This is a genomic window from Thalassotalea euphylliae (assembly GCF_003390335.1).
Taxonomy (GTDB): Bacteria; Pseudomonadota; Gammaproteobacteria; order Enterobacterales; family Alteromonadaceae; genus Thalassotalea_F; species Thalassotalea_F euphylliae_B.
On sequence record NZ_QUOU01000001.1, the window covers coordinates 512,981 to 538,121 of the forward strand.

At 45.2% G+C, this 25,141-nt stretch carries 26 protein-coding genes and 1 pseudogene; 19 read left to right on the forward strand and 8 right to left on the reverse strand.

Translation table 11 applies throughout. From position 1 onward, the window contains the following. Window positions 1-10: 10 nt before the first annotated feature. Window positions 11-856 (forward strand): metalloregulator ArsR/SmtB family transcription factor, encoded by an 846-nt coding sequence (locus DXX93_RS02215; protein ID WP_258872566.1) that lies wholly within the window; start codon window positions 11-13, stop codon window positions 854-856. 2 nt (window positions 857-858) lie between these two features. On the opposite strand, the gene DXX93_RS02220 is transcribed toward DXX93_RS02215, so the two are convergent. Further along, entirely contained in the window at window positions 859-1,746 is an 888-nt protein-coding gene (locus DXX93_RS02220; protein WP_116006610.1) for a LysR family transcriptional regulator, read from the reverse strand. Window positions 1,747-1,856: 110 nt separating this feature from the next. Between DXX93_RS02220 and DXX93_RS02225 the strand changes: the two genes are divergently transcribed. Next, window positions 1,857-2,357 (forward strand): lactoylglutathione lyase family protein, encoded by a 501-nt coding sequence (locus DXX93_RS02225; protein WP_116006611.1) that lies wholly within the window; start codon window positions 1,857-1,859, stop codon window positions 2,355-2,357. A gap of 72 nt (window positions 2,358-2,429) precedes the next feature. Here DXX93_RS02225 and DXX93_RS02230 read toward each other — a convergent pair whose 3' ends face one another. Further along, entirely contained in the window at window positions 2,430-2,825 is a 396-nt protein-coding gene (locus tag DXX93_RS02230) for a rhodanese-like domain-containing protein (protein WP_116006612.1), read from the reverse strand. A 180-nt stretch (window positions 2,826-3,005) separates the two neighbouring features. On the opposite strand from DXX93_RS02230, the gene ftrA reads away from it, so the two are divergent. The 3 genes from ftrA to DXX93_RS02245 all read left to right on the forward strand — a co-directional run bounded on the left by ftrA (window position 3,006) and on the right by DXX93_RS02245 (window position 5,162). Next, window positions 3,006-4,040, forward strand: coding sequence for a transcriptional regulator FtrA (ftrA, locus tag DXX93_RS02235; protein ID WP_116006613.1), 1,035 nt, complete (start codon window positions 3,006-3,008; stop codon window positions 4,038-4,040). Between the two features lie 88 nt (window positions 4,041-4,128). Continuing rightward, window positions 4,129-4,569, forward strand: coding sequence for a hypothetical protein (locus tag DXX93_RS02240; protein ID WP_116006614.1), 441 nt, complete (start codon window positions 4,129-4,131; stop codon window positions 4,567-4,569). A gap of 26 nt (window positions 4,570-4,595) precedes the next feature. Continuing rightward, the gene (locus DXX93_RS02245; protein WP_258872744.1) at window positions 4,596-5,162 is read left to right on the forward strand and encodes a S41 family peptidase; all 567 of its coding nucleotides are present in this window, start codon (window positions 4,596-4,598) and stop codon (window positions 5,160-5,162) included. 57 nt (window positions 5,163-5,219) lie between these two features. Here the strand turns inward: DXX93_RS02245 and DXX93_RS02250 are convergent. Further along, window positions 5,220-6,077: pseudogene (locus DXX93_RS02250) on the reverse strand (LysR family transcriptional regulator). Between the two features lie 330 nt (window positions 6,078-6,407). On the opposite strand from DXX93_RS02250, the gene DXX93_RS02255 reads away from it, so the two are divergent. Next, on the forward strand, window positions 6,408-7,028 hold the full coding sequence (locus DXX93_RS02255; RefSeq protein ID WP_116006616.1) for a LysE family translocator: 621 nt from the start codon (window positions 6,408-6,410) through the stop codon (window positions 7,026-7,028). A 171-nt stretch (window positions 7,029-7,199) separates the two neighbouring features. On the opposite strand, the gene DXX93_RS02260 is transcribed toward DXX93_RS02255, so the two are convergent. Together DXX93_RS02260 and DXX93_RS02265 are read right to left on the reverse strand one after the other, a co-directional pair. After that, entirely contained in the window at window positions 7,200-7,742 is a 543-nt protein-coding gene (locus DXX93_RS02260; RefSeq protein WP_116006617.1) for a hypothetical protein, read from the reverse strand. A 76-nt stretch (window positions 7,743-7,818) separates the two neighbouring features. Next, a complete protein-coding gene (locus DXX93_RS02265; RefSeq protein ID WP_116009800.1) occupies window positions 7,819-9,558 on the reverse strand; it encodes an RluA family pseudouridine synthase in 1,740 nt (579 codons plus the stop codon). 342 nt (window positions 9,559-9,900) lie between these two features. Here DXX93_RS02265 and DXX93_RS02270 point away from each other — a divergent pair, with 342 nt between their 5' ends. Further along, window positions 9,901-10,767: an SDR family NAD(P)-dependent oxidoreductase gene (locus DXX93_RS02270; RefSeq protein ID WP_181902118.1), complete on the forward strand. Its 867-nt coding sequence runs from the start codon at window positions 9,901-9,903 to the stop codon at window positions 10,765-10,767. 23 nt (window positions 10,768-10,790) lie between these two features. Here the strand turns inward: DXX93_RS02270 and DXX93_RS02275 are convergent, their stop codons facing one another. Further along, complete coding sequence (locus DXX93_RS02275; RefSeq protein WP_116006618.1) at window positions 10,791-11,471, reverse strand: DUF2306 domain-containing protein; 681 nt, start codon at window positions 11,469-11,471, stop codon at window positions 10,791-10,793. 255 nt (window positions 11,472-11,726) lie between these two features. On the opposite strand from DXX93_RS02275, the gene DXX93_RS02280 reads away from it, so the two are divergent. Next, window positions 11,727-12,932: a helix-turn-helix domain-containing protein gene (locus tag DXX93_RS02280; protein WP_116006619.1), complete on the forward strand. Its 1,206-nt coding sequence runs from the start codon at window positions 11,727-11,729 to the stop codon at window positions 12,930-12,932. A gap of 329 nt (window positions 12,933-13,261) precedes the next feature. Here the strand turns inward: DXX93_RS02280 and DXX93_RS02285 are convergent, their stop codons facing one another. Continuing rightward, window positions 13,262-13,789, reverse strand: a complete 528-nt coding sequence (locus DXX93_RS02285) for an NADPH-dependent FMN reductase (protein WP_116006620.1) — start codon at window positions 13,787-13,789, stop codon at window positions 13,262-13,264. Between the two features lie 198 nt (window positions 13,790-13,987). Here DXX93_RS02285 and DXX93_RS02290 point away from each other — a divergent pair, with 198 nt between their 5' ends. The 4 genes from DXX93_RS02290 to DXX93_RS02305 all read left to right on the forward strand — a co-directional run bounded on the left by DXX93_RS02290 (window position 13,988) and on the right by DXX93_RS02305 (window position 19,010). After that, window positions 13,988-14,914, forward strand: a complete 927-nt coding sequence (locus DXX93_RS02290; RefSeq protein WP_116006621.1) for a LysR family transcriptional regulator — start codon at window positions 13,988-13,990, stop codon at window positions 14,912-14,914. A 68-nt stretch (window positions 14,915-14,982) separates the two neighbouring features. Further along, on the forward strand, window positions 14,983-15,606 hold the full coding sequence (locus tag DXX93_RS02295) for a TetR/AcrR family transcriptional regulator (protein WP_116006622.1): 624 nt from the start codon (window positions 14,983-14,985) through the stop codon (window positions 15,604-15,606). Between the two features lie 182 nt (window positions 15,607-15,788). Further along, a complete protein-coding gene (locus tag DXX93_RS02300) occupies window positions 15,789-16,895 on the forward strand; it encodes an NADH:flavin oxidoreductase (protein ID WP_116006623.1) in 1,107 nt (368 codons plus the stop codon). A gap of 381 nt (window positions 16,896-17,276) precedes the next feature. Beyond that, window positions 17,277-19,010 carry an alkaline phosphatase D family protein gene (locus DXX93_RS02305; RefSeq protein WP_116006624.1) on the forward strand — a complete coding sequence of 578 codons (1,734 nt, stop codon included), beginning with the start codon at window positions 17,277-17,279 and terminating at the stop codon, window positions 19,008-19,010. Window positions 19,011-19,111: 101 nt separating this feature from the next. Here the strand turns inward: DXX93_RS02305 and DXX93_RS02310 are convergent, their stop codons facing one another. Beyond that, a complete protein-coding gene (locus DXX93_RS02310; RefSeq protein WP_116006625.1) occupies window positions 19,112-19,486 on the reverse strand; it encodes a YybH family protein in 375 nt (124 codons plus the stop codon). A gap of 230 nt (window positions 19,487-19,716) precedes the next feature. Here DXX93_RS02310 and DXX93_RS02315 point away from each other — a divergent pair, with 230 nt between their 5' ends. From DXX93_RS02315 to pspA, 7 genes are all read left to right on the forward strand, one after another. Continuing rightward, window positions 19,717-20,598 (forward strand): LysR family transcriptional regulator, encoded by an 882-nt coding sequence (locus DXX93_RS02315; RefSeq protein WP_116006626.1) that lies wholly within the window; start codon window positions 19,717-19,719, stop codon window positions 20,596-20,598. 146 nt (window positions 20,599-20,744) lie between these two features. Next, window positions 20,745-21,731 (forward strand): tRNA dihydrouridine(20/20a) synthase DusA, encoded by a 987-nt coding sequence (gene dusA / locus DXX93_RS02320; protein ID WP_116009802.1) that lies wholly within the window; start codon window positions 20,745-20,747, stop codon window positions 21,729-21,731. Between the two features lie 266 nt (window positions 21,732-21,997). Further along, the gene (locus DXX93_RS02325) at window positions 21,998-22,279 is read left to right on the forward strand and encodes a hypothetical protein (protein ID WP_116006627.1); all 282 of its coding nucleotides are present in this window, start codon (window positions 21,998-22,000) and stop codon (window positions 22,277-22,279) included. A gap of 2 nt (window positions 22,280-22,281) precedes the next feature. Continuing rightward, window positions 22,282-22,470, forward strand: coding sequence for a hypothetical protein (locus tag DXX93_RS20745; protein ID WP_116006628.1), 189 nt, complete (start codon window positions 22,282-22,284; stop codon window positions 22,468-22,470). A gap of 238 nt (window positions 22,471-22,708) precedes the next feature. Beyond that, on the forward strand, window positions 22,709-23,557 hold the full coding sequence (locus tag DXX93_RS02335; protein WP_116006629.1) for a sulfurtransferase: 849 nt from the start codon (window positions 22,709-22,711) through the stop codon (window positions 23,555-23,557). A 489-nt stretch (window positions 23,558-24,046) separates the two neighbouring features. Further along, window positions 24,047-24,361 (forward strand): hypothetical protein, encoded by a 315-nt coding sequence (locus tag DXX93_RS02340; RefSeq protein ID WP_116006630.1) that lies wholly within the window; start codon window positions 24,047-24,049, stop codon window positions 24,359-24,361. Window positions 24,362-24,372: 11 nt separating this feature from the next. Next, window positions 24,373-25,038: a phage shock protein PspA gene (gene pspA, locus DXX93_RS02345; protein ID WP_116006631.1), complete on the forward strand. Its 666-nt coding sequence runs from the start codon at window positions 24,373-24,375 to the stop codon at window positions 25,036-25,038. Window positions 25,039-25,141 lie beyond the last annotated feature (103 nt).

Here is a 25,141-nt window from a genome sequence, read left to right on the forward strand (position 1 = left end):
AGGAAGCCAAGTGAATCAAGCCCAAAAGCTAAGCAAATCAAACCACTCAACAGATGCTCAGCAACCCAAACAACGTGTATTGTTTTTATGTACTGGCAACTCTGCGCGCTCGCAAATGGCTGAGGTAATTTTACGTGCCAAAGCGGGTGATACGTTTGACGTGTTTAGTGCAGGCACTCAGCCTGAGGGTATTGATGAGCGCACGCTAGCAACACTCGCGAAATTTGGGCTAGGCACACAAGGCTTGCGCTCAAAGTCATTGTCAGAGATTGCAGCCCTTGAATTTGACTATGTCATTACCTTGTGTGATCAAGCAATGCAGGAATGTCGCTCGTTTGAAACCAAAGGGGAGCAAATTGCTTGGGATTTTCCTGATCCAAAAGCGCGGCTTGGGGTTGAGCCATTTACCACCACCTTCACTGAAATTAACAACCGCATTGAGATGTTTTTGGTACTTAACGACCAATCCTCTACTACTCGTGAGCCGAAAAACGCTGCGCCTGTAGCACTTGAACCCATTAGCTTTTACAAATGTTTAACCGATGATATTCGATTAAAAACCTTGTTGTTGACTAACTACTTTGGCGAAATTTGTGTTTGTGAATTAATGGAAGCGTTGGACGAGGAAAGTCAGCCAAAAGTATCACGCAATTTAGCGGTTTTAAAAAAAGCGGGTGTGCTCACCGCGCGTAAAAATGGCCAGTGGGTGTTTTATCGCATCAACCCAGACATACCGCTGTGGGCTAAGCAAGTGATCAGCCAAACCTTGGAGCATAATGTGGACTTGATCAGACCAGATTTAACCCGTTTAACAACCATGGAAAATCGCCCCGATAAAGCCAGCTTTTGCGGTTAGCGCTAGTCACCTAGTTTATTGTTTAGGTAGCCATCAATTCGCTGTTTAATGTAATTCACTCTTCGCGGTTGTTGGGCGCGTCGATGATGGCACACATAAACTGGCTCGGAAACACCCTTGGCGAGGTGATGAATGCGAATTTTGCTTTGCTCAGTAAATGCAGACGCCGCGTGCAGTGGCAGTACCGTAAACCCCAACCCCAAAGCCACAGGCGTTAAAATTAAGCTAATTTGATTGGATTTACCATGCACCTTGAATTGGCTAAGGTGTTCAAATTGCGCATAGTTTGATGGTAATAACAATTGCGCGTGGTGGTGCGCATCAGGATGGTCGATAAAGCCTAGTGTTTGCAGTGTCTGCCAGTTTGGGTGCTCAATATGGCTAGGCGTAACCAGCACAATTGGCTCTTGGGTGAGTGGCTGGGCAATAATCTCACCGTTGACAGGCAAGGCTGTCATCAAGCCGATGTCTAATTGGTGCTCGCTAAGCGCTTGCTCGATGCCACGGTTTGACGAAAATTGATAATCAATACTTAATTCAGGGTAGGTTTGCTGAATCGAGAGCAGGTAAGGGTAAAGTTTTAAGCCCAAGCTACCGGGCGACATCAAAGACACTTGCCCTTGATATTGGCTGTCTTCGCTAAAATTTGTCGACAAAGCACTGGCATCACTGAGCAGCTGTAATCCTTGCTGATAAAGCTGCTCACCGTGCTGAGTTAAATAAAAACGTTTTCCCGCGCGAATGAGCAAGGCGGTATTTAGCGACTGCTCAAGTTTTTTAATGTGTTGACTAACCCCAGATTGCGTCATAAACAGCTGTTCAGCAGTTTGCGTAAAATGCCCAATTTCGGCAAGGGTGCAGAAGGTTTTCAACCAGATTAAATTAATCATTACAAAATTTACTCAAAATCATAATTAATGATAATTTTTTGTCGTTAATTATAGCTTCTATACTCCTCACTACAAACTCAGCACCCCTGGTAATCATTGAGGATAAGATCATGACCCAAGCCTACCCAAGAACGTTTTCTCACATTGGCATTTCGGTGCCCGATGTTGAAGCCGCCGTTAAATTTTATACCGAGGTACTCGGTTGGTACTTAATTATGGAGCCAACAGAAATTGTTGAAGACGATAGCCCGATTGGTGAAATGTGTACTGATGTGTTTGGTGCCAACTGGCAGAAGTTCCGCATTGCCCATATGGCAACCGGCGATCGCATTGGAGTTGAATTATTCGAGTTCGTTAACCATGAAGCCCCTGATAATAACTTTGAGTACTGGAAAACCGGTGTTTTCCACTTCTGCGTGCAAGACCCTAACCTTGAAGAGCTGGTCGAGAAAATTGTTGCCGCTGGTGGTAAAAAGCGTATGGCTGAGCCACGTTATTATTACCCGGGTGAAAAGCCGTATCGTATGATTTACATGGAAGACCCGTTTGGCAATATTTTAGAAATTTACAGCCATAGTTATGAGTTAACCTATTCAGCAGGTGCTTATTAATTGCGGCATGCCAAGCAAGTTGTAATCGGCCGCTTATCTATAGCGGCCTTTTGCTTGTTAATAGGCAGGTCACTACCAAGACTCAAGGGTAAAGCCTTCATCTAGCCAGCCGGTAATGCCCCCCGCCATTAATTTTACCGGTCGACCTAATTTAGCCAGCCTAACCGCAGCTTTTGCCGCGCCATTGCAATGGGGGCCTGCACAGTAAACCACAAACAAGGTATCAGCTGGCCATTGCTGCAGTTTACTCTCGACAATTTTGCCATGCGGCAAATGTATGGCGCCTTTGATATGACCTTGGCGAAATAACGCTTCATTGCGCACATCCAGTAGCACAAACTCAGGCGCTGCTTGTTGCAGGGCGAAATGGGTATCCCAGCAGTCGGTTTCAACGCTGAACATGGCTTCAAAATGCGCCAATGCTTGCTCACTGCTCGCGGCAGGTACTTGGGTGACGGGATTGGTCATGATGTTCTCCTTTTTTGTTGTCCTAGCATGTGTCTCTCGGATGTCACAAAACTACTCGTGTAAGCATTGCGAGTAATAAATCGTGAGTAAGCAAACTGTAGCGAGAAAATGGAGTCGACAATATTGGCGTAATTGCCAATAATCGTTAATAAGCCGCCAAAAGAATGTTGATGGAATATTATGAGTGACGAACTAAGTAACCATCAGAGCCACCTGCTGGGCAATCAGCAAAAACGCGTTGCCGCTTTGGTATACGACGGCTTGTGTGTATTTGAATTTGGTTGTGTTGCTGAAGTCTTCGGTTTAGCGCGCCCTGAATTAGGTGAGCAGTGGTTAACAAAAGGCTATCGCTTTGATACCTTGTCGATAGACGGTACAGCTGTTATCACGCAATATCATGCGCAAATTCAACCAACATTAGCGGCCACTGAGCTAACGCAACTCGATACCCTGATTATTCCCGGCTGGTGCGGGGTAGATCAACCCGTGCCCAATGCCTTGATTGCCATGATTCAACAAGCACATCAAGCAGGTGTTCGCTTAGTATCAATATGCTCAGGCGTGTTTGTACTCGCTGCCGCTGGCGTACTCAATGGCAAAACGGCGACTACCCACTGGCGCTATGCGAGCCAGTTACAACAGCAGTACCCTGATATTCAGGTGAATACTGATGTGCTCTATGTTGACAATGGCTCAGTGTTAACGTCTGCGGGCAGCGCCGCTGGTTTAGACTTATGTCTGCATTTGGTGAGAAAAGATTACGGACAGCAAGTAGTGAATACCATTGCCAGACGTTTAGTGATCCCGCCAATCCGAGAGGGGAGTCAGGCACAATTTATTGAACAGCCAATCCCCTGCAATGAGCGCAACCGGATGACACCGTTATTAACCTATCTACAGGCAACTATCAGTAAACCTCATAGTAACGCTGAGCTTGCCAAGTTTATGCATATGAGTGAGCGCAGCTTATTGCGACACTTTAAAGCCGCGACTGGCACAACACCAGCAGAGTGGTTGATTGAACAGCGCCTGCAATGTGCCAAAAGTCTGCTCGAGCAAAGCAGTTTGCCATTAGAACTTGTGGCTGAGCAAAGTGGCTTAGGGACAGCGATGACACTGCGCCATCATTTTCGCCACCGATTAAACATCTCGCCGACGGCTTATCGCAGGCATTTTAGCAATCAGCTAAATAAAACAATGACTGAGCAGAAATAACGAGGGAGGGTTAAGGTGAAAACACTGTCCCTTGAAAGCGATAAGCTCAATGACCATATCTTTTTGTAAACGTTAAGGAGTGGTGTTAATGATGCGAGTAATAGGGAAAGTGATTTTGTTGATCGCTTTGTGTTGGAGTTTTAATGGAATTGCTGGCGATCATCAACTCAGTGAACATCAATTAACTAAGCCGCAATTGCTGGCATCTAATACGCAAACCAGCCGGTTTAGCCAAGCTGAGCAGCAACAGGTGATCACAGCTTTAAGCCAACTCATTAAGCAACACTATCCAGATAAGGTCATCGCCAATGAACTGGTGTTAGCGTTAAAAGGGCTGAGCTGGCAGCCATCCTATCGAATGCCAAATAGTCGAGATGAGCTAGTAGATCTGCTGCGCCACACGTTAACCTCAGTGAGCCAAGACAGTTTTCTCAACTTAGGGCTTGAAGCAAAGCAAAGTCTAGTCAGACTTACCTCCAGCCAAGCCGAGCGAGTGACCAAAGCTCAGTCACGAGCATTGAACAACTAACTATTGATGATAAAGGTGTCGGCTACCTGAAACTGAATAACTTTGATACGGGAGGTGCGGCAAAACAAGCCATAGATAATGCCATGCAAGCCGTGCATAACAGCTGCGCATTAATTTTAGATTTTACTGAACTAGATGGCGGTGATATCAACACCGCTGAACATCTGTTGAGCTACTTCTTCCCCTCTGAGCAAAGCTTTGGTCGCTTAGCGAATGACAATGCCAGTGATTATTTAGCCTTAATGAGCCAGCCAACACTTGAGAGTGAGCGCGTAAAGGCAGATATGCCCGTGGTATTGCTGACATCTCCGTTTATGCAGGCCAGTGGCGAATTTTTTGCCTATCAACTAAAACAACGACCACAAACGACACTGATTGGCCGCGCTACTATGGGCGTTAGTACTTGGCTGGAAAGTTTTAATTTACCTTTGGGACTGCAAATTGACATGCCAGTCGCGCACTATCAAGATCCTAACGGTAATAATTGGCAGCATATTGGGGTAACGCCCGATATAGACATTGCACTAGAAGCTAGCTTAACGGAGGCAAAGCGAATGACCGCACAGTGGTGTGTAAAAATTAACAGTTGGTAATGATTACATGATTTGAGTTATTGGTAATGATTACATGATTTGAGTTATTGGGAAGACTTACACTGTCGAGTTAAATTGTGCTCTTAACCACTCCAAGAAAATAAGCTTTCTGTCATCAAGGGCAAATTCTGTATTCGACAGCAAACAGTATTTTGAGCCGTCTTGACTGAAACCATAAGGAGCCACTAGTCGACCATCTGCTATGCTTTGTTCAACCATGTACTTTGAAGCGATAGCGACACCCAGACCTGCGCTTGCCGCTTCGATGCTCAGATAAAAATGCTCGAAATCTCGTTCTGCGCTCTTGGTATCGATTGGCTGGTTGTTTTGTGAGCACCAGTTTCACCATGCGTTTTTGCGCGTTTGGGCATGTAAACGGGGGGCATCGATTAACGCGGTATGGGCAAGCTGCGGAACACAAACGGGTCCCACCATCTCATCTGCCACAGGTTTTACATAGCAATCTATCGCAAAGTCATTTCGCCTTATCGCAAGGTCTATTCCTTGTTCGAAAAACTCGACTTTTCCACCACCAGCAAATAAATGTACCAGAATATCTGGATGTTTTTCTTGAAAGTCGCCTAATCTCGCTATCAACCAGCGCATTGCTATCGTCGGCTCGCATGATACTACCAATGAATTGACAGGCTTTTTGTCGGTGAGCTTCTTTATGGTGCTTGTAAGTTGCGAGAATATATCCTGACACGTGTTGTGTAATTCCGCTCCTTCCTTGGTTAAATAAATCCCACGATTTCTGCGCTCGAATAGCTGAACATTTAACGCGTGCTCTAACGATTTTATTTGGCGACTAACGGCACCATGGGTCAGATACAGCTCATCTGCCGCTGCCGACATACTCTGTTTTCGGGCAGTGGCTTCAAAGACTCTCAAGCTGTTTAGTTGTGGTAATTTCATTGATTTTTTCTCACAGTTTAGTTGAGTATTTATCGATTTATTTCTAACCAGAACACTAAGATACTTGAATTGTTCAGATCGTCAATAATTCTAAAAAATACCTATTTTTTATGCATAAGAATATGTAATAAATGCATTAAAAAGTAAGTTGTGAGTTATCGGTTGTCGCGATTCTAACTAGTTTATGGAATTGATGGTAGACCTGAATAGGCGAATTTATTAATAAATTTACTGTGTTATATACTCAATTATTTTGACGTGTTATCCGGTGAATGAGGTATTTATGCCACGTTCAACACGCGTATTGTGGCAGCTTAGAGGAATAATCAAATGACGGAAATTATTGCAGTGGTGCTAATTACTTTTCTTGCGGTTATCAGCCCGGGAGCCGACTTTGCGCTGGTCACTCGCAACAGTTACTTATATGGTCGAAAAGCGGGACTCTTAACTGCCTTGGGGATTGGTCTAGGGGTACAAGTTCATGTTTTTTATACCATGATTGGCATTGGTTTTGTCATTGCGACCCAGCCGGGTTTATTTCTTTTGTTGAAAATACTAGGTGCTGGCTACTTGATTTACATCGGTTACTTAACATTTACCAGCAAGCCGGTAGAGGCTGGAGGATTAACAAAAAGTGCTTCGACGCTCAGCGTTTGGAAATCTTTGCAGTCGGGCTTTTTTACCAACGCGTTGAACCCTAAAACCACCTTGTTTGTTGTGAGTACTTACTCGCAAATTGTCAGCCCAAGCACACCTATGATGCAACAATATGCCTATGGTGTGTTTATGACGGTGGCTCATTGGTTTTGGTTTGCACTGGTTGGTTTGTTTTTTTCTAACAACAGGCTAAGACAAAAAATGTTGGGACACCAACAACAAGTCAACCGAGCGATTGGTTGTGTATTGGCACCACTGGGCGGTTTACTTGTGTTTTCTTCTACAGGTCATTAAGACAAGCCGATTTTATATTAAGTTGTTGTTAAATAAGCGTTTGTTAAGTTCGTAAATTCGATGTTCGCTGTTCAGGTACTGCCCTTGTTATGGCAATGTAGAAAGTGGTTTGAGCGACCAAGAATTACGGGGGGCCAATGTGCTACGTTTGTAATTGCTGGTTGGCAATAATTACAAAGCCTTTTTACGCTTAAATTTTTTAATAATCACTTGTTGTTGGTAGCGCATCAGTTCATCAAACGATGCTTTGGTGATGGCTTCAATGGCGGTGCGGTAGCTAATATCACGCAGTAGCTCGATGTTGTATGGGCATTTGTCGATCAGCGATTTGATACTGTCTAACGAGTCAGTGCCGCTCGCCACTATTTGATGAAATAGTGCTTCGGCAAATGTGGTTGGCGTTACGGCAATAAGCTCTTTCTTATTGGGGATAAGCATTTCAGGAAAATAGCTCGACAGTGCCAGCACCCGTTTGGGATCGGGGAAATGCAGCTCAACCTCATCACAGACCATTACTTTGCCGGTTTTCTGCTGGAAGCCCTGTTGATGGAAAAAAGTTTGCAAATAATCACGTTGCCCGCGCGATAAAATATCGTAATCGTTGCGCACAAACCAGTTATCGTCGTAGATGGTAACGAGCGATAATCCTGATTGCGCGTAGAGGTGCTTGTCTTGCAAAATTGGGTAGGTTTGGGTGATATCCACGATGCTCATAAACTGCGCTCAATACCAGATCCATCAAGTGTACGCATTAGTACCTTGGTATTGAGCAGAAAGATCAGTGCACCAATTAAAAATCAGGAGCCGCCTCAAAGTATAATCGTTGTTGAGAAATCGGATGTAAAAAGCTCAAATGCTGGGCGTGAAGGTGTAGGCGTTTATCGCTGGTGCCGTAAAGTTCGTCGCCAACAATCGGCACGTTCAGGCCGTCTGGATGGGCGCAGTGAACGCGCAGTTGGTGGGTGCGACCAGTTACCGGAGTGAGTTGAACACGCGTTCGTGTGCTGTTGCCATTCTGCTCATACCCGAGCACCTGCCAGCGCGTTTCTGCCCGTTTTCCGTCGTTGAAACACACTTTTTGACGCGGTCTGTCGTCAATATCTAATATTAACGGCAGATGAATCTCACCGCTCATATTTTCTTGATTAGCTTCTTGATTGGCGTCTAATGGTTTTCCCGCTAAAAGCGCCACGTACTGCTTTTCAATCACTTTATTGATAAATTGTTTTTGCAGGTGTTTATGGGCTCTTTCATTGAGTGCTAAGACCAATAACCCCGAGGTCGCCATATCGAGGCGATGCAATATCAGCCCTCCACTGGCATTGGGAAATTGCGCCTTAATACGAGTTGCGACAGAGTCGCTAATCGTGATACCTGGTACGGAAAGCAAACCAGCGGGCTTGTTAACCACGACCAAATGTTCGTCTTGATAGACAATGGGCAAAGGCTTTTCGGCACCGGGGTTGATCAGTAAAGGGTTGTCATCGAGTGCAACGCCTTGCAGCATAAAATTGAGAATAGGTTGGCACTTTCCTTGGCAAGCAGGGTAGTAATGGCCGTGTTTGCGAATTTCTGAGTTAGGTTGTTGGCCCCACCAAAATTCTGCCATACACACGGGCGTTAGCTGATGTTCAAAGGCATATTGCAGCAATTTCGGCGCGGCGCAATCACCGCTGCCAGCGGGTGGTGTTGGTGACTTAGTGTCGGCAAATAAGCTGATGAGATCAGCATATTCCCCTTTACTATTGAGCATTTTGTATTGCTTAAATAGCCGCTTTTGCAACATGTTTGACAGCTTGCGCCGGGCTTTTTTAAGGGCGGCAATTTTGTCTAGTTTCACCTGTAAGGTGGAATTGGCGCATTCAATGCGTTGTTGCCAATAGGCTTTTAGCGCAGCCAGTGCTTTTTTATCTGTCACACTTTGGCGCGAAAGCTCAATGCTCGCTTGTTTTGCTTGCGCTGGCGATAATTTGCCTTGCGTCAGCTGCGTTTCCAGTTGCTGGCGCTGTTGTTTACGGTGCTGGCGATTATCTCTGTGTTGTTGCTGTAATTGGCTAATTTGCCAATCTGCTGTGGCTTGCTCTGAATCTGCGGTGAGTTGCAACATCTTCACCACTTTGGTGGCGGAAAGCGTCGCGATTTCAGCACTTATTTCATTCACTTCGCGCTGCTTACCCACAAAGAATTCATCTTGGCGCTCGGCATCAAAGACCGGCGGCACAAAGTTGATTGATGGTCGGCTCGCATTTGCTGAGGCGTTAACAGATTCTTCGCGTGACTCTTTACCAGAAAAAGCCGCCAGAAAACCTAGCTGATCGGCGTGATTTCTGACCACCAATACCCCATACATTTTACCTGCTTGTTCACTAGCAAGTGGCTGAGTGTCGCTGAGTGCAGTTTGCAGTTGCTGGGCTGCTAATATCGCTAGTTGATGCGGTTGATAGCAAAATGGGTAAGTGAACTTTTTCGGTGGCGCTATCGTACCGAGCGAAGATTGAAACGGAATAAAGTAGCTAGGCTTAACAGACAAAGGAAATGCTCGCTCATTGATAACACTGCAAAGCACTATTTTACCCGCATCTATAACAGAGATCAGCCTGCTTAATACAAAGGCAGCTCAATGCTGGTTAAATAGTGGCCAGTTATTCGCTATCTTGTTAAAGTGATTGAAATTTTTAATAAGTCGATTCTGTATCGAAAACGTGTTTGTTTTGTTACTGGTGCAGCTGGCGATGTGAATGCTGATGTTAGTAATGCCACTCGCCATAATGGACGACAATAAACCAAACGACGCTGAACTTACTGACAATAACAAGAATAATTACGCCGAAGGTTTACGGCAACAAAAGAGAAAAGTGACAGGGGAAAGGATATGCAACAGACACCAGAAAACGCAATAAACGACGCCATGAAAGGCAAAACCGTATTGATCACTGGTGCCTCAGCGGGCGTTGGCGCTGAGGCCGCACGCGTGTTTGCGGCACAAGGTGCGAACTTAGTATTAATTGCACGAGGCCAGCAAGCCTTGGATGACATCACACAAGAGTTAAGTGCGCAGGTTAAGGTGATGAGTCAAACCCTAGATGTTAATGATCTGAGCCAATTTGAACCCTTGTTAGAAAGTGTGATGCAAACGTTTGGTCGTATCGACGTATTGGTCAATAACGCGGGTTATCACCAACGTGGCGATGCCATTGGTATTGCGCCGGAAGATATTGCACAGATGGTCGATGTGAATTTACGTGCACCGCTGGTATTTTCAAGGCAAGTGATCCCGTATATGAAAGCCAATGGCGGCGGGGCGATTGTTAATGTAGGCTCACTTGCTGGCCGCATGCCACTGCAAGGTGGCGCCGCTTATGGCGCGACCAAAGCGGGTTTACGCTCATTTACTTATGCACTGGGTGACGAATTAAAGCCGTTTAATATTCATGTTGGTGTGGTGTCGCCGGGGCCGATTGATACGGGCTTTATTATGTCGAATATTGATCAAGTGGAAGACATTGTTTTTTCACAGGAAATGAGCAGTGCCCGACAAGTCGCAGATGCGGTACTGACGGTGGCACAAGGTCAAGAGCGTGAAGTCTGTTTACCAGCAAGTGGCGGCTTACTGACCACACTCTCGTATTTATTGCCATGGCTCAGAGCTAAACTTCGCCCTGCTATGTATCGCAAAGGCGCCCGTTTAAAAGCTAAATACAAGGCGCGGAATTTAGCGCTAAAACAAGCTGAGAAGTAAATTTTAGCCCATTCAATTAGCCATTAATGCTTGAAGCGCTTGTTCAACGCAATCTCGACAATGGTTAAATTAATGACCATTGCCAACAATCGGCCATAGTCGAAGTGCAGCTTGACGATTAAATCGTAAATGGTGTCGACATGACTAAACAAGAGCAAAATCAGTAGATCGACAAATAGCGGCGTAATTGCTGTTAAGGTCAGCGCAACGGCTCTGGCCATCCATCGTTGATGCGCTTGAACCTTGCGCTGAGAGATCTGGCTAATTGCCATAGCAAAAGCGACGCATATCATGCCACTGGTGAAAATTAGACTATAAAAACGCGCACCTTGTTCATGTGGCGACAGTACTTGATGCAGCCAGATTCCGGAAACCGCCATTACACACCCTGATATGAGCACGATCCGCCCTGCGACTTTATGCCAGACGGGGTATTTATGACGAATTCTCGGTGAAAATTGCCATGGCATCGTGAGAAAATACAAGATCCCAGCCCCACCATGAACATAAAGTGCAGCAGGCGTTTCAAAGTAAACTTGATTGAGTAGCGAGGAAATCCCCGTTATTGCATTTGGCCCCATTAAGGAGAGCGTGACAATTGCTATCGCGGGTAAGCCAGCAAGGCCAGTGAGAAAAAGTAACGAACCAACTATTGGCCAGTTGAATTTAAGCGTATTCTGCGCGTAGTTTTGTGTCGATGCCATAAAGCGTTTTCCAATCCATTTTTCTTGTCGAAATGTGAGGCTATTTGAGCGTACTAACCATCAAACGCACGCGTGTGGTTAAGATGTAATTGATTATGTAGAATGGTTGAAAAGATGCGTCCGATCTTGATAACTCGGACGTTTTTGGTGTTCGGCCGATTAGTCCGGACACTCAAGCCGGACATAAAACAAGTAAGCAGACAGTTATCAACTGTCGGTGAACTATAGTCGCTTTATCAGTTGTGAAAGGAATTTATGGCAGCCATATCTGCGCAACTAGTTTTCAATATTTTCACACTAGCGATCATCGCCTTTAGTGTCAATTTGTCTGTTTTACGCTCGCCTGAACGACCAGCATACCTGCCACTAGCGGTTTGTTTAGCTGCAATTGGCATAGTGATATCGCAACCGACGATCGTCGCTGTTTTACCCTCATTACAAATTCCTGTCTTAATTTTTTCCTTGCCAGCAATTTTGTTAATTGCTCCCGCATTTTGGTGTTATGTTTGTGGTATTACCGCCACTTCCCCCTGGCACTGGCGGCAAGTGAGAAAAGGGCACTTTATACCGAGTGCTTTAGGTTTAATGATTTCATTTATCGCATTGCTTGTACCCACAGAGGCGCAATACCAGTTGCTGGTACTGGGCAACGAAAATGTCATTAAAAGTTTATCTGTATCGATGCGAGTGACAGTGGTTATCTTATTGATTGCGACTTTATTGTTAATGCTTACTTGGATCCTGCAATCGGGCTTTTACTTTTATCAAACGGTGCAAAGGCTTACTCGATATCGACAGCACTTGAAACACCTCTTTGCCACAACCGACAGCAAAGAAATTCGCTGGTTAAGCTGGTTATTGCTGGCAGTCGGTGTGGTTTGGTTGGCGAATGCGATTAATATTTTGTTAGACAACTTTATCTTTGCTACCCAAGTAAACGCCAACATTGCCAGCGGTATTATATTGATTATGGTATGGAGCATTGCACTGTGGGGGCTACGCCAAAAACCGGGGTTTGAAGAGCTTTACACAAGCCAAATAGCCGTTGAAGAAGTATTAACAAGCAGTGAGCCGCAACAAGAAAAATACCAGCGTTCAGCGTTAACGCATGAACAAGCAAATGCTATCGCTGCTAAAATTGAACAGGCGATGCAACAAGACCAGCTATATTTAGACTCCTCCTTATCACTGCAAAAACTGGCCAGCCATATTCATACTTCGCCCAATTATATTTCCCAAACCCTTAATGAAGCACTGGGGGCGAGTTTTTTCGATTACGTGAATAAGTATCGCATTGACGCGGCCAAGCAGAAACTAAAACAAACGAGTGATACTGTTGTCGATATCGCCATGGCGGTTGGTTTTAATGCTAAATCTTCTTTCTATACCGCCTTTAAAAAAGAGACGCAGCAAACTCCAAGTCAATATCGTAAATCAGCGCATTTAGCGATTGCTAAATAATCGAGCTCTCGCATTCCTTATCATTAACTAGTGACTTTATAGGTGCCCAATCTCTGGCGGTAGTTATCGATAACAGATTGCACGTGGATGATTAAGCTGCCCAGTAAACGATACCGCATCAAGTTCAGGTTGGGCGAGGTGCTTTTGTCACAACCTAGCTGCCACTAACGCAGAGCCACTACTGTATAGTGCAATAGAAGCACAACCATTCATACCGTTGCGAGTAAAAGCAGACAGCAGCCAACTGACTGCTGTTTCTTGAGGGCTTTTTATTTTTAGCTATGTCTTCGTGAGTGGCTAAGTCGCTGGGCTATTTACTACGATGCCAACTATTCGGTCAGCTGTGCGACTGCTGCTTTTAATTGAGCATCTAACTCAGCATTGGTCAATTTTTGCGTTTCCATATCGAAGTTATCGTAAAAGCTTGGAATGGATAACGACGCTTTTACATCACCAGCGAAGTATTGCGCAGAGTTAGTGGCCGCTGCTAACACGCTGGCTGCACCACCGGGGCCTGGCGACGTTGCTAGGTAAACCATAGGTTTGTTTTGAAAGACCTTTTGGTCGATGCGCGATGTCCAATCAAATAAATTTTTGTAGGCTGCGGTATAGCTACCATTGTGCTCAGCCAGTGAAATAATAATGGCATCAGCTTCGCCTAGTTTAGCGAAAAAATCTTTCGCCGCTTGCGGCTGGCCTAACTCCTCTTCGCGATCTTGGCTAAACAGCGGCATTTCGTAGTCGTTAATGTCGAGCAGTTCAAATTCTGCACCAGACACTAATGATGCTGCATAATTTGCTAAGGCTTTGTTGATTGACTTGGTACTGCTGCTGGCGGCAAAGGCTAAAACTTTCATATTGAATCCTCAATTTTCTGTTGCTGTTACCTGCTGCTAGTCGCTAGCAGCACTTGTGTGGTTTATGGCGTTAACGTGCCGCCTTGTTGATTATCGATTTATTCGGTTAACTAAGTTGGCACTTCGTTAATTTGAAATAGAGTTTATATTGTTTATATTTGTTAATTAATCATCTAAAAGTTTAAAGACTATTTCCTAATGGCTTCTAATCTATCGATAAGCACTAAGTTATTTGACGGCGTTGTGGTGTTTACCCAATTAATAAACAGCGGCAGTTTTACCGCAGCCGCTGAGGCAACGGGCCACTCAACCTCATACATCAGTAAAGAAATTAATAAGCTCGAAGCGAGGCTAGGCGTTCGATTGATCAATCGCACCACACGCTCGCTTAGCCTGACACCCGAAGGTAAGTTGTACTACGAACAGTGTCAGCAGTTAGTGCAAGACGGTGAACAGGCGTTAGGCATGGTGCGCCAAGACGATCTCACACCGCGCGGCACATTGCGCATTAGTTGCCCAGTGGCACTGAGCAATAACTATTTGCAACCTATTTTGTCGCGTTATATGAGCAAGTATCCACAAGTGGAATTATTACTGGACCTTAACGATCGCAAGGTGGACGTGATTCAAGATGGCTTTGACGCGGTCATTCGGGCAACACACCAGCTGGACGAATCCAGCTTGATTTGCCGTAAAATTATGACCAGTAAATCTTATACCGTCGCTTCCCACGATTACATCAAGCGCCGAGGTGAGCCAAAACACCCTGACGAGCTGAAACAACACAGCTGTTTGTGTTACACCAATTTAAAGCAACCGACTCGCTGGGTTTATCACCGCGAAAACGGCCAAAGCGTAAGTGTTGAAGTCAGTTCAACGCTGATGTGTAACAACTCTGACATGGAGTTAGCCATGGCGCTTGATGGTCACGGAATTTGCCGTTTGCCAGCTTTTACCATGCAGCAGGCATTGGATGATGGCAAACTAAAAGTATTGCTCACCGATTATCCGCCAACCGATATTGACGTATTTGTGGTCTACCCGTCGCGCAAGCACTTGTCGCCTAAGGTTAGGGCGTTTATTGACTTGCTGGTTGAATGCAGCCCTCAGCACCCTCTGCCTTGATGGCAGCAAAGCCAACTGATTAATATTTATCCTTGCTAACTTACCCTGAGGTAAGTTAAGGTGAGTTAATGCAAACTCGTTCAAAAAATCGCAAAGAGCAAATTGTGTCAGTGGCTTTAGAGCTGCTGCAAACCCAAGGTTTTGAAAACTTCAGCTATTTGGATATTGCCAATCGCTTGTCAATAACCAAAGCCAGTATTCATCATCACTTTGCTAAAAAAGAAGATTTAGGTGTTGCCTTGTGTCAGGCAATACAAGATTGGCACGAGGTGGGATTTAGCCAAATTCTGGCGGCCGACAATAGCGCATCCGAAAAGCTCGATAGCTATGTTCATGCCATGCTCAAGTACGCGTGTGGCAAGAATAAAATATGCCCGTTGAGTAGTTTGCAAGTTGACGTTACGTCCTTGCCAACAGCAATGCAAAGCGCGTTAAAAGTATTAGACGAGCACGAACTTGATTTTATTACCCAAGTGCTAGCGCTCGGTCGCAAAAATGGCGAGTTTAATTTTGTCGGTGATGTGAAAAGCCAAGCTATTTTAGTGGTGATTGCGTGTAAAGGCGCATTGCAATATTCGCGCGTACATGGCGATTATATTTTTGAACAAACCATGGCACAAATTTCGTTACTACTTGGCCGCAGCGCAGTGCATGGTAGTGAGCTAGCGCAAGCGGCGTCTAGTGGCAAGTAAAGGCGAGCAAAGACAAGTAAAAAATTTTAATCCGCTAACTGACCTTTAGGTAAGTTAAGAAGTAAGTTAAGAGATAAGTTAAGCGGTGAATAACAACAAGCCAGCGGACATTGCTGGCAGAGCACGAATTATTCAGGCAATTCACAAATAGTAAAAAGTAAGTTCACACAAGGAAACAATGTATGAGTAATGCACAACTTTTTGAACAGGTGTCGTTTGGGCCAATGACTTTAGCCAACCGTACGGTAATGGCACCGATGACCCGCACTTTCTCGCCGGGCAATGTCCCTAATGATTTAGTCGTTGAATACTATCGTCGCCGCGCACAAGGTGGCGTTGGCTTGATTATTACAGAAGGTACGTGCGTTGGTCACAAGGCGGCTTCCGGTTACCCTAATGTGCCGTTTATTGCGGGTGATGACGCACTGGCAGGTTGGAAAAAAGTGGTGGATGCCGTACACGCCGAAGGCGGTAAAATTGCGCCGCAACTATGGCATGTTGGCGCGATTCGCAAGCCAGGTGTTGAGCCGGGTGGCGATTTACCTGGCTATGGCCCGTCAGGCATGGCATTTCCGGGCAAGCAAACGGGTCACGCGATGACACAAGCAGACATTGATGAAGTGATCCAATCTTTTGTGCAAGCAGCAGTTGATGCTAAAGCCATTGGCTTTGATGCCGTTGAAATTCACGGCGCACACGGTTACTTAATTGATCAATTCTTCTGGGAAGGGACGAATCAGCGCACTGACGAATACGGTGGTGATTTAGCTGGTCGCTCTAAGTTTGCTATCGAGTTAGTGACGAAAATGCGCGCTGCGGTTGGCGATGATTACCCGATTATCTTCCGTTGGTCACAATGGAAACAGCAAGACTACAGTGCACGACTCGTGGAAACACCAGAAGCATTAGCTGCTTTCTTGAAACCGCTGGCGGATGCAGGTGTCGATATTTTCCATTGTTCACAGCGTCGCTTCTGGGAGCCGGAGTTTGAAGGCAGTGATTTAAACCTTGCTGGTTGGGTCAAGAAAGTCACGGGCAAACCGACGATTACGGTGGGTAGCGTGGGCTTAAATCAAGACTTCTTGCCAGAAGATGGCACCAGTAACTTCAAAGACGCAGAAACCGTTAGCCTAGACAACTTAATTGAACGTGTGGAAAACCAGGAGTTTGATTTAGTGGCCGTTGGTCGAGCGTTAATTTCTAACCCAGATTGGGTAAATAAGGTTAAAGCAGGTGAGTACGAGAGCTTAAAAGCCTTTGATAAAGCCCAACTGGCGGAGTTGGTATAGTTTATTGTGCAACTCGTCTGAGCGAGGCGACTTGGTTGCGCTCGCTTAGTTAAAAATAAGGTGCGCAGGCAGCTTTTAAATGCCAGCTAACCGTGTCTTTGTAATAGCGAATGGGTCAGCATTCGCTATTTTTTTGTCGATAACTTGTACTTTTATTATTAGCTTTCGCTGTGCTAAATCAGCACTTTGTTATCGCTATCATCTTGAATTGTCATATTAATTTCTTGAATTTATCTCGTCACTTTCACGTTTTCGTCATAAAAGTGCATTAAGGTTTTAACAAAAGTTTAACATGTGGTGTAGGGTGCGTTATGGTAAAGGCTCCCTTAGCCTCTGTGCTAACGAATTAAAAAAACAAAATGTAGTGGGAAATTAATAATAATGAGTAACTTTACACGCCGCGCTTTTATCAAAGCGTCAATGGCAGGCTTTGGCACTGCGGTTATTTCAACAGGTTTAATGGGGTGTTCGGATGATGACGATAAGGCACTTGAATTGCCGATCATCCCTGTCGCCTTTAATCATGGTGTCGCTTCAGGTGATCCACTCGATAATGCGGTCATCATCTGGACGCGTGTTACGCCTTTATCTGCGGTCGATAGCGTGAGCGTCAGTTGGCAAGTGGCTACTGATGCCGAATTTAATGATTTAGTTCACAATGGTACAACGGACGCGCAAGTTGAGTCTGATTTCACTGTAAAAATTGATCTTCAGCAACTCGCTGCCAACACGAAATACTATTTCCGCTTTGCTTCGGGTGAAACCTTCTCACCTGTAGGTATGACAAAAACATTGCCTGTTGGCGCTGTTTCACAAGTAAAATTGGCGGTGTTTTCTTGCGCTAACTTCCCTGCTGGCCACTTTAACGCCTACAACAGCGCCGCGAAACGAGACGATCTTGATGCCGTTATTCACTTAGGGGATTACATTTACGAATATGGCGATGGTGGTTTTGCGACGCAAAATGCCGCTGCAATCGGTCGCCCTTTACCGGCTGACAACAATACTGAATGTATTACCCTGGAAGATTATCGCAAGCGTTATGCCTTGTACCGCAGTGACCCGGACTTACAGCAATTGCACCAGCAAGTACCGTTTATTACGGTGTGGGACGATCACGAAATTACCAATGATGCGTGGCGTGATGGTGCAGAAAACCACAATGATGGTGAAGGCGATTACCAAGTGCGCAAAGCAGCAGGCTTGCAAGCCTACTTTGAATGGTTGCCAATTCGCCCAATGACGGCAAGCGACTACGAGCGCATTTTCCGCAGCTTCCAATTTGGTGACTTAGTCAATTTACATATGCTCGACACGCGTTTACTGGCACGTGATGAGCAGTTGGCGTATCAAGACTTTATCGATCCAACAACAGGCCAATTAGATGCCGCTGGCTTTACCGCCGCCATGAGTGCTGATCGCAGTTTATTGGGGGCAGAGCAATTGGGCTGGTTACAAGCGGGCTTAACAGCTTCTTCTGCAACTTGGCAGGTGCTTGGTCAGCAAATTTTAATGGGACGAATGAACGTACCTGCCGAGCTACTCGCAGGTTTTGCTAACCCTTCACCAGCGTTGCTGCAAACTTTTGGCGAACTGGCGCAAATAAAAGGTCGTATTAGTGCGGGCGATCCAACAGTGACTGATGCTGAACGTGCGCGCGTGGCGGTTGAAATTCCATATAACTTAGATGCTTGGGATGGCTATGCGGTAGAGCGTGAAGTGGTGTTAGGCACAGCGAATGCACTCAATCAAAACCTGATTGTATTGGCGGGCGATACCCACAATGCGTGGGCGAACAACCTCAAAGATCGCCAAGGGAATAGCGTGGGTGTTGAGTTTGCTACCGCAGGTGTCAGTTCACCGGGCTTAGAGAGCTTTTTGAGCATACCAGAAGCCTTTGTGCCGCAAGCAGAGCAAGCCTTACAAGTACTCGTTGATGACTTGCAGTACGTTAATATCGCCAATCGCGGTTATATGGTCGTCACTTTTACAGAGCAAGCGGCGACAACCGAATGGGTTCATGTTGATACGGTGGCAAGCAATAGTTACCAAGAAGTAGCGAGTCGCAGCAATACCTTAACGGTGGCCGCAGGCAGTAATGTGATTCAACGCTAGTGACGCGTTGAATTCACTTCGCCAATTTTAAAAATCACGCCAATGCCAGTTTAAATCGTCATATTTAGGCTGGCATTTAGTTTCTTCCTTCAAACCTTTGGCTATCTTTCGCCTTGAATTTCAAATGAATCGCTGATTAAGCGAGCTTGACCGTCTGCTTCTACCACCCAGTGTTCACGATGCACAACGCCATAAGCTTTGTTCATTTGCCAACTTGAGGTCAGAATATAGCCACCATCTTGAGCAGGCTGCCACTCTACGTTTGAGTAAACCACGTCTTTAAAACCCTGATCTATGATGTTTTGCCAACACTCCTGAATCGCTTGTCGGCCAGTAAACGTGCCAATAGGCTTAGCTTCCATTACGCAGTTTTCGGTGTATTGTGCTGCGCAGCCCGCAGCGTCTTGATTGTTAAATGCGGTTTGCCAAGCGTTGATACCCGCTTTACACAAGGCCAAAGTTTCTTGATCTGTCATGATATGTCTCTGCTGTTTACTGTGATTGAATTAATCCGCATGTCATCAGGCTCGGTAAATGGCATGTGGTGTTGATTAGGTGATAATAAGATTTCTAATTACATTGAAAAACAAAGATAATAGAAAAGTTAGTTTGTAAAAACTAAACAATAGATAACAAACAACAATAGATAACAAACAACAATAGATAACAAACAACAAGAGATGATAAAAACGAAAGGTGCTAACTGATGAAAATGTTGCGTAATATGTCGATATTTGCGCAGATTGTTGAAGCAGGCTCGATCACTGAGGCGGCAGCCGCGTTGGATCTCTCAAAGTCTGTTGTTAGCCAACATTTGAGTGCGTTGGAGAGTGAATTAGGCGTTTTATTGATTAAGCGCAGCACACGAAAACACACCTTAACGAGTGCTGGGCGAGCCTTCTATCAATCTTGTCAGGAAATCAATCGCCTTAGTGATTTTGCTTGGCAACAAGCACAAGACGCCACTAATGTGCCCAAAGGCAAGGTGACGATCACCGCGCCCAACGCCTTGATGGATGCGGTAATTGCCCCTGCTATTGGCAAGTTAGTACACCAATATCCGCAATTACAACCTCAGCTGATTAGTGCAGATAGCCAGCTTGATTTAATGACAGATAATATTGATCTGGCGATCAGGGTGGGTGAATCACCGGTGAGTAATATCAAGCAGCGCAGAATTGGTGAATTTCGCGATGTGTTATGCGGCACTCAGCGACTACTCGCGAAGACAGAAGCAACTCAGGCAAGTTATATTGCCAATACCTGGCAACCTCAGCATATCACCCATGAACTGCATGATTCAGAAGGCAATCAAATCAGCTATCAAGCGACCGCGCAGTGCCGCGCTAACTCATTCTATGCCTGTTTGGCCTTAATCAAGCAAGGCGCTGGCATAGGTTTAGTACCGGATTTTCATTTTTGCCAACTCAAACCACTCTTGGTCGAGGCATTTCCAAGCTTTTCCATGACAAGCAATCGAGTTTACGCACTCCACACTTACGACAACTATTTACCCGCCAGTATCAGCGTTTGTATCAATGCGATTGAGGAGCAGTTTAGCCAGTTGTCGGCACAAACCAGCGGCTGATTGAAGATATTTTGATATGCTCAAGCGTTTAGCTACCTAGTTGAACAGCTTTGTTTAGCGCTGCCAAATCTCGTATAATTGGCGGTTTAGTGGCGGCACTTCGCACGCGTGATTTAACTCTCTATTGTAAAGGCGTTTCTCTTTTCATGACCTCTCATAAACTCTCTGTGGCACCTATGCTCGATTGGACAGATCGCCACTGTCGTTATTTCTACCGTTTAATGTCAAGCAATACAGTGCTTTACACCGAAATGGTAACTACCGGTGCGATTATCTTTGGCAAGGGGGACTACCTCGGTTACAACGAAGAAGAGCATCCTGTGGTATTGCAATTGGGCGGCAGTGATCCTCAGGCCATGGCAGAGTGTGCTAAGCGTGCCGCAGCATTGGGCTACGATGAGATCAATATCAATGTTGGCTGTCCGTCTGATCGCGTGCAAAATGGACGTTTTGGCGCCTGTTTAATGGCGGAACCTGCGTTAGTGGCTGAGTGCGTTAAGCAGATGAAAGATGCCGCCGATATTCCAATTACCGTGAAATCTCGCATTGGTATTGACGATCAAGATAGTTACGAGTTTCTACAAGAGTTTATCGCGACGATTGAACCGGCAGGTTGTGAGCATTTTATTATTCACGCTCGCAAGGCGTGGCTATCTGGTCTTAGCCCCAAGCAAAACCGCGATATTCCACCATTAGATTACAGCCGTGTTTACAGCATCAAAAAAGACTTCAACCATTTAGCGATCTCGATCAACGGTGGGATCAAAACTTATGAAGAGTCATTGGCACATTTGAACTATATTGATGGTGTGATGATCGGCCGTGAAATTTATCAAAACCCTTACCTGCTGGCTCAGGCGGATCAAGTGATTTATGGCGAGCAGAAATCTGTGATTTCGCGTGCAGAGGTTATCGACCACATGGCCACTTACATTGATAAGCATGTTGCGGGCGGAAATAAAGCCAAAGCATCGCATGTCACACGCCATATGTTGGGCTTGTGCAATGGTTTACCGGGGGCAAAGCAGTTCCGTCGCTACTTGAGTGAAAATGCCATGTTGGCGGGCGAAACAGGCGATGTATTACGCCGTGCATTTGAACTGGTGAATGAGGATGTAGTCGTTACTGCGTAGCGGTTGCTCAGTAGTCGACATACGATTGAGCAAATTAGCTAATTTTTATACTAATAATTGGTGGATTTCACTAAGTGATGGAGTAAAGTTTAAGAAGTCCACCTCATGTTGTAACGAAAGTTAAAACTAAATTTTCTTATATAACAATCACATAACATTTTTTTCATTGTCTGGCACAACCTTTGTAAAGGTAAATGCAACTTAACTAATAACGCAGTCATTGGTTAACACTTTTACTTAAACAAATGGAAAGATTGGAGTCAAACATGAAAACACTAACCACTACCTTAGCTACTATCGGTCTACTTTTTGGTGCTAGCGCATTTGCCGGTGAAACGCATAATGCTGAAACTGTGGCAGCTGAGCTAATCAAGCAACAAAACGCTCAAGTTAGCGAAATGGTCGCCGAGCAAGTCAATCAAGATATTCAATTTACACTACGCGCAATGCAGTTACCTGTGGTTGAGCTAAATGAAACGATGATCGCTAAGGCTGAGCAAGTGAATGCTAAAGATGATCAAGCAAGCGTTGCAAAGTTTGCCGAGTAACAATGGGGTATATGCCTATGTTGAGTTTCTCTGCTTTATTCGGCGTAATGATGGCACCAGCGGTTGCTGTACTGATGACATCATTGATTGTGCGTTTATTTGAACATCACTCGTCAAAAAATGGCTTAACCGAACGTAGTTTGTTTCGGTCAGGCTTGGCTGAGCCGTTGACTGAATCAAAAATCAGCTAGTGCAAGGTAACATTGTTTAGCACTTGGTTTACTCCGTTAGTTTGCAACCTTGCTCTACTTTTATTCCAATAGTGTTAAGCTAACTTTTCTCTTTTCTCTTTTCTCTTTTCTCTTTTTCTACTTGCTATCCAGCAACTGACTTCGAGCTTTCTCGGTAAAACTTTCTCTGTGTTCAACTGTACATAGCGCTGGCGATAGGCTAGCTTGAAAGCAAGTTCTCTTTATTGCTCAGCAAATCATGTTTACTCATCAGCCTTTGATCAGCGCAGAAGCTTTATATGCCAATTTAACGCAACAAAACTTATTAATTTTTGATGCCAGTATGGCGCCAGTTGCGCCACAAAGTAAGCCCAAAAAGTGCTGGCCATCGGCCGTGATTCCCGGTGCTAAGCGCATGGATATTGAGCATGATTTTTGCGATCACCACGCCCAGTTTCCTCATACCATGCTGGGCGCCAAAGCATTTGAGCAAGCAGCGCAATCACTGGGTATTACTGGTGACGAACACCTTGTCGTGTATGACGATTTGGGGCTGTTCTCTGCTGCCAGAGCGTGGTGGATGCTAACGGCAATGGGACATCAACACGTGAGTGTGCTCGATGGCGGTTTACCTCATTGGCTCAAGCGCAACTTACCTGTGGAAAGTGTCGAACACAGTGAACCCTCGAGCAGAGGCACGTTTGGTGCTAGCTATTGTGACGCTATGTTTGTTGATCATCACTTTGTGGGTCAGGCTATTGAGCAAAAATCACATGTTATTGTGGATGCCAGAGCAACGGCCAGGTTTTTTGGTCAAACACCAGAGCCTAGGGTGGGCGTGCGTGTAGGCCATATGCCCGAGGCCAAGTCACTCCCTTTTACTTCCTTAATTGCAAATGGTCTTTTACTCGACAGTGAGCAACTCGCGTTAAAGTTTGAGCAGCTGAACCCTAATAAATTGCCGATGATCATGACCTGTGGCTCGGGCATTACCGCCTGCATTCTCGCCTTGGCTGCCGACATCGCGGGATATAAAGAAACTACCGTTTACGATGGCTCTTGGGCTGAGTGGGGGGCGCTTACTGACCTGCCTGTAACGACAGCTTAACGAGAGCTAGACGAACAAAGCGGTACTTAATAAGTATCGCTATGTATTTTGTATATCTGTCGTCTATACGTATTGTTTATAAAGAAAAACGCTTTGTGTTATCGCTTACTTGCTAATAGCTTTCGCTTTCTTTTGGTTTCTGCATTTTTCCGTCCATCTATTCCTTACTGACTCGCTTTTCGTTTGTTTAATTACTGAACCGCCCTAGAGGGTTTCACGTTGCTTAATTTTTTCGTTGAGCGGTCACATACCGAAATGCATTTTGTAGCGCTATTTTTAAGTTGGTTTTTTTCGCCATATCGTTGGTTAAATAAACTAAATTGTCGTTTGACATATTATGTCTTGGTCTTGATGGTTTTTAATGTTTGCTTTTTAAAGCCTTTAAAAACAATGGTTTAAAATATTGTTCACGATTGGCACATCACTTGTAATAACTCTTACAAACGCAGCAATCACTGCTGGTTAAATTAGCTTAAAAAGGAAAGTGAGATGAACAAGTTTACAAACATTTTAGTTGGTTCAGTCATGTCGATGTCTATTGTGGCTGCCACTGCACAAACCGCTCACGCGGCTGAAACATCAACTGAGCAAGTAATCACTCAGTTCGTCGTAGCGCAAGGAAAGCAAGTGGTTGCCAACTTAGGTGAGCAACTACAACAGTCAATCGCAGACAACATTGCGCAGTTTTCGGTAGAGCAAACGTTTAGTTGGTCGAGCGCAGAAATACAAGTCGCAACAACTGCAGATGGCAATGATAGTGACAATGAAAATGAACCAAAAGCTGAATCTAGTGAAGAAGAGTAGGAGATGATCTCATGGGAATGTTTACACGATTTGCCGACATTATTAACGCCAATATCAACAGCATGTTAGATAAGGCAGAACAACCAGAAAAAATGATCCGTTTGATCATTCAAGAAATGGAAGAAACGCTCGTTGAAGTGCGCGCGACCGCTGCCAAGCACATCGCTGAACAGAAAAGCTTGAGCCGCCAAGTGGCATCGCTAGAAAGAAGCGCTCAAAGCTGGCAAGAAAAAGCAGAGTTGGCAATTAGTAAAGGTCGTGACGACTTGGCTAAAAGTGCCTTAGCTGAAAAGCACAAGTTGCAACAGCAGCTGACAAACTTAGCGGAAGAAGAAGCAAAGTTAAGTGAGTTTTTAGCGAGCGTTCAAGAAGATGGTCAACGTTTACAGCAAAAGCTGGCAGAAGCTAAACGCCGCCAAGAGGCATTATTGTTACGCCAAGAATCGGCAGAAGTTCGGTTGAAAGTGCGTGAAAAGTCTGAGCAATACAATATTGACGAAGCGATCAACCGCTTTGAGCGTTATCAACAAAAGATTGAACGTGTTGAAGCTGAAATTGAAGCTTACGACATGACACAAAAGCAAGACTTGGAAAGTCAGTTCCGCGAACTAGAAAGCGATGAAAACATCGACCAAGAGCTGGCTACGTTAAAGCAAAAAGTGCGCAGTGCCGCTTAGGCGCATAGCGGATAGATAAGGAGCAGACCGACATGGACGTTTATTCAATGTTTTTAACGATTTGTCTAATGCCTGTCGCCGCGTTTGCCATCGGCGCAGCCTT

Excerpts from the sequence above, each read along its gene's own strand:
- DXX93_RS02220 (WP_116006610.1), bottom strand. The coding sequence starts at position 1,746 with ATGATTAATTTAATCTGGTTGAAAACCTTCTGCACCCTTGCCGAAATT.
- DXX93_RS02225 (WP_116006611.1), top strand. The coding sequence starts at position 1,857 with ATGACCCAAGCCTACCCAAGAACGTTTTCTCACATTGGCATTTCGGTG.
- DXX93_RS02230 (WP_116006612.1), bottom strand. The coding sequence starts at position 2,825 with ATGACCAATCCCGTCACCCAAGTACCTGCCGCGAGCAGTGAGCAAGCA.
- ftrA (WP_116006613.1), top strand. The coding sequence starts at position 3,006 with ATGAGTGACGAACTAAGTAACCATCAGAGCCACCTGCTGGGCAATCAG.
- DXX93_RS02240 (WP_116006614.1), top strand. The coding sequence starts at position 4,129 with ATGATGCGAGTAATAGGGAAAGTGATTTTGTTGATCGCTTTGTGTTGG.
- DXX93_RS02255 (WP_116006616.1), top strand. The coding sequence starts at position 6,408 with ATGACGGAAATTATTGCAGTGGTGCTAATTACTTTTCTTGCGGTTATC.
- DXX93_RS02260 (WP_116006617.1), bottom strand. The coding sequence starts at position 7,742 with ATGAGCATCGTGGATATCACCCAAACCTACCCAATTTTGCAAGACAAG.
- DXX93_RS02270 (WP_181902118.1), top strand. The coding sequence starts at position 9,901 with ATGCAACAGACACCAGAAAACGCAATAAACGACGCCATGAAAGGCAAA.
- DXX93_RS02275 (WP_116006618.1), bottom strand. The coding sequence starts at position 11,471 with ATGGCATCGACACAAAACTACGCGCAGAATACGCTTAAATTCAACTGG.
- DXX93_RS02280 (WP_116006619.1), top strand. The coding sequence starts at position 11,727 with ATGGCAGCCATATCTGCGCAACTAGTTTTCAATATTTTCACACTAGCG.
- DXX93_RS02285 (WP_116006620.1), bottom strand. The coding sequence starts at position 13,789 with ATGAAAGTTTTAGCCTTTGCCGCCAGCAGCAGTACCAAGTCAATCAAC.
- DXX93_RS02290 (WP_116006621.1), top strand. The coding sequence starts at position 13,988 with ATGGCTTCTAATCTATCGATAAGCACTAAGTTATTTGACGGCGTTGTG.
- DXX93_RS02295 (WP_116006622.1), top strand. The coding sequence starts at position 14,983 with ATGCAAACTCGTTCAAAAAATCGCAAAGAGCAAATTGTGTCAGTGGCT.
- DXX93_RS02300 (WP_116006623.1), top strand. The coding sequence starts at position 15,789 with ATGAGTAATGCACAACTTTTTGAACAGGTGTCGTTTGGGCCAATGACT.
- DXX93_RS02305 (WP_116006624.1), top strand. The coding sequence starts at position 17,277 with ATGAGTAACTTTACACGCCGCGCTTTTATCAAAGCGTCAATGGCAGGC.
- DXX93_RS02310 (WP_116006625.1), bottom strand. The coding sequence starts at position 19,486 with ATGACAGATCAAGAAACTTTGGCCTTGTGTAAAGCGGGTATCAACGCT.
- DXX93_RS02315 (WP_116006626.1), top strand. The coding sequence starts at position 19,717 with ATGAAAATGTTGCGTAATATGTCGATATTTGCGCAGATTGTTGAAGCA.
- dusA (WP_116009802.1), top strand. The coding sequence starts at position 20,745 with ATGACCTCTCATAAACTCTCTGTGGCACCTATGCTCGATTGGACAGAT.
- DXX93_RS02325 (WP_116006627.1), top strand. The coding sequence starts at position 21,998 with ATGAAAACACTAACCACTACCTTAGCTACTATCGGTCTACTTTTTGGT.
- DXX93_RS20745 (WP_116006628.1), top strand. The coding sequence starts at position 22,282 with ATGGGGTATATGCCTATGTTGAGTTTCTCTGCTTTATTCGGCGTAATG.
- DXX93_RS02335 (WP_116006629.1), top strand. The coding sequence starts at position 22,709 with ATGTTTACTCATCAGCCTTTGATCAGCGCAGAAGCTTTATATGCCAAT.
- DXX93_RS02340 (WP_116006630.1), top strand. The coding sequence starts at position 24,047 with ATGAACAAGTTTACAAACATTTTAGTTGGTTCAGTCATGTCGATGTCT.
- pspA (WP_116006631.1), top strand. The coding sequence starts at position 24,373 with ATGGGAATGTTTACACGATTTGCCGACATTATTAACGCCAATATCAAC.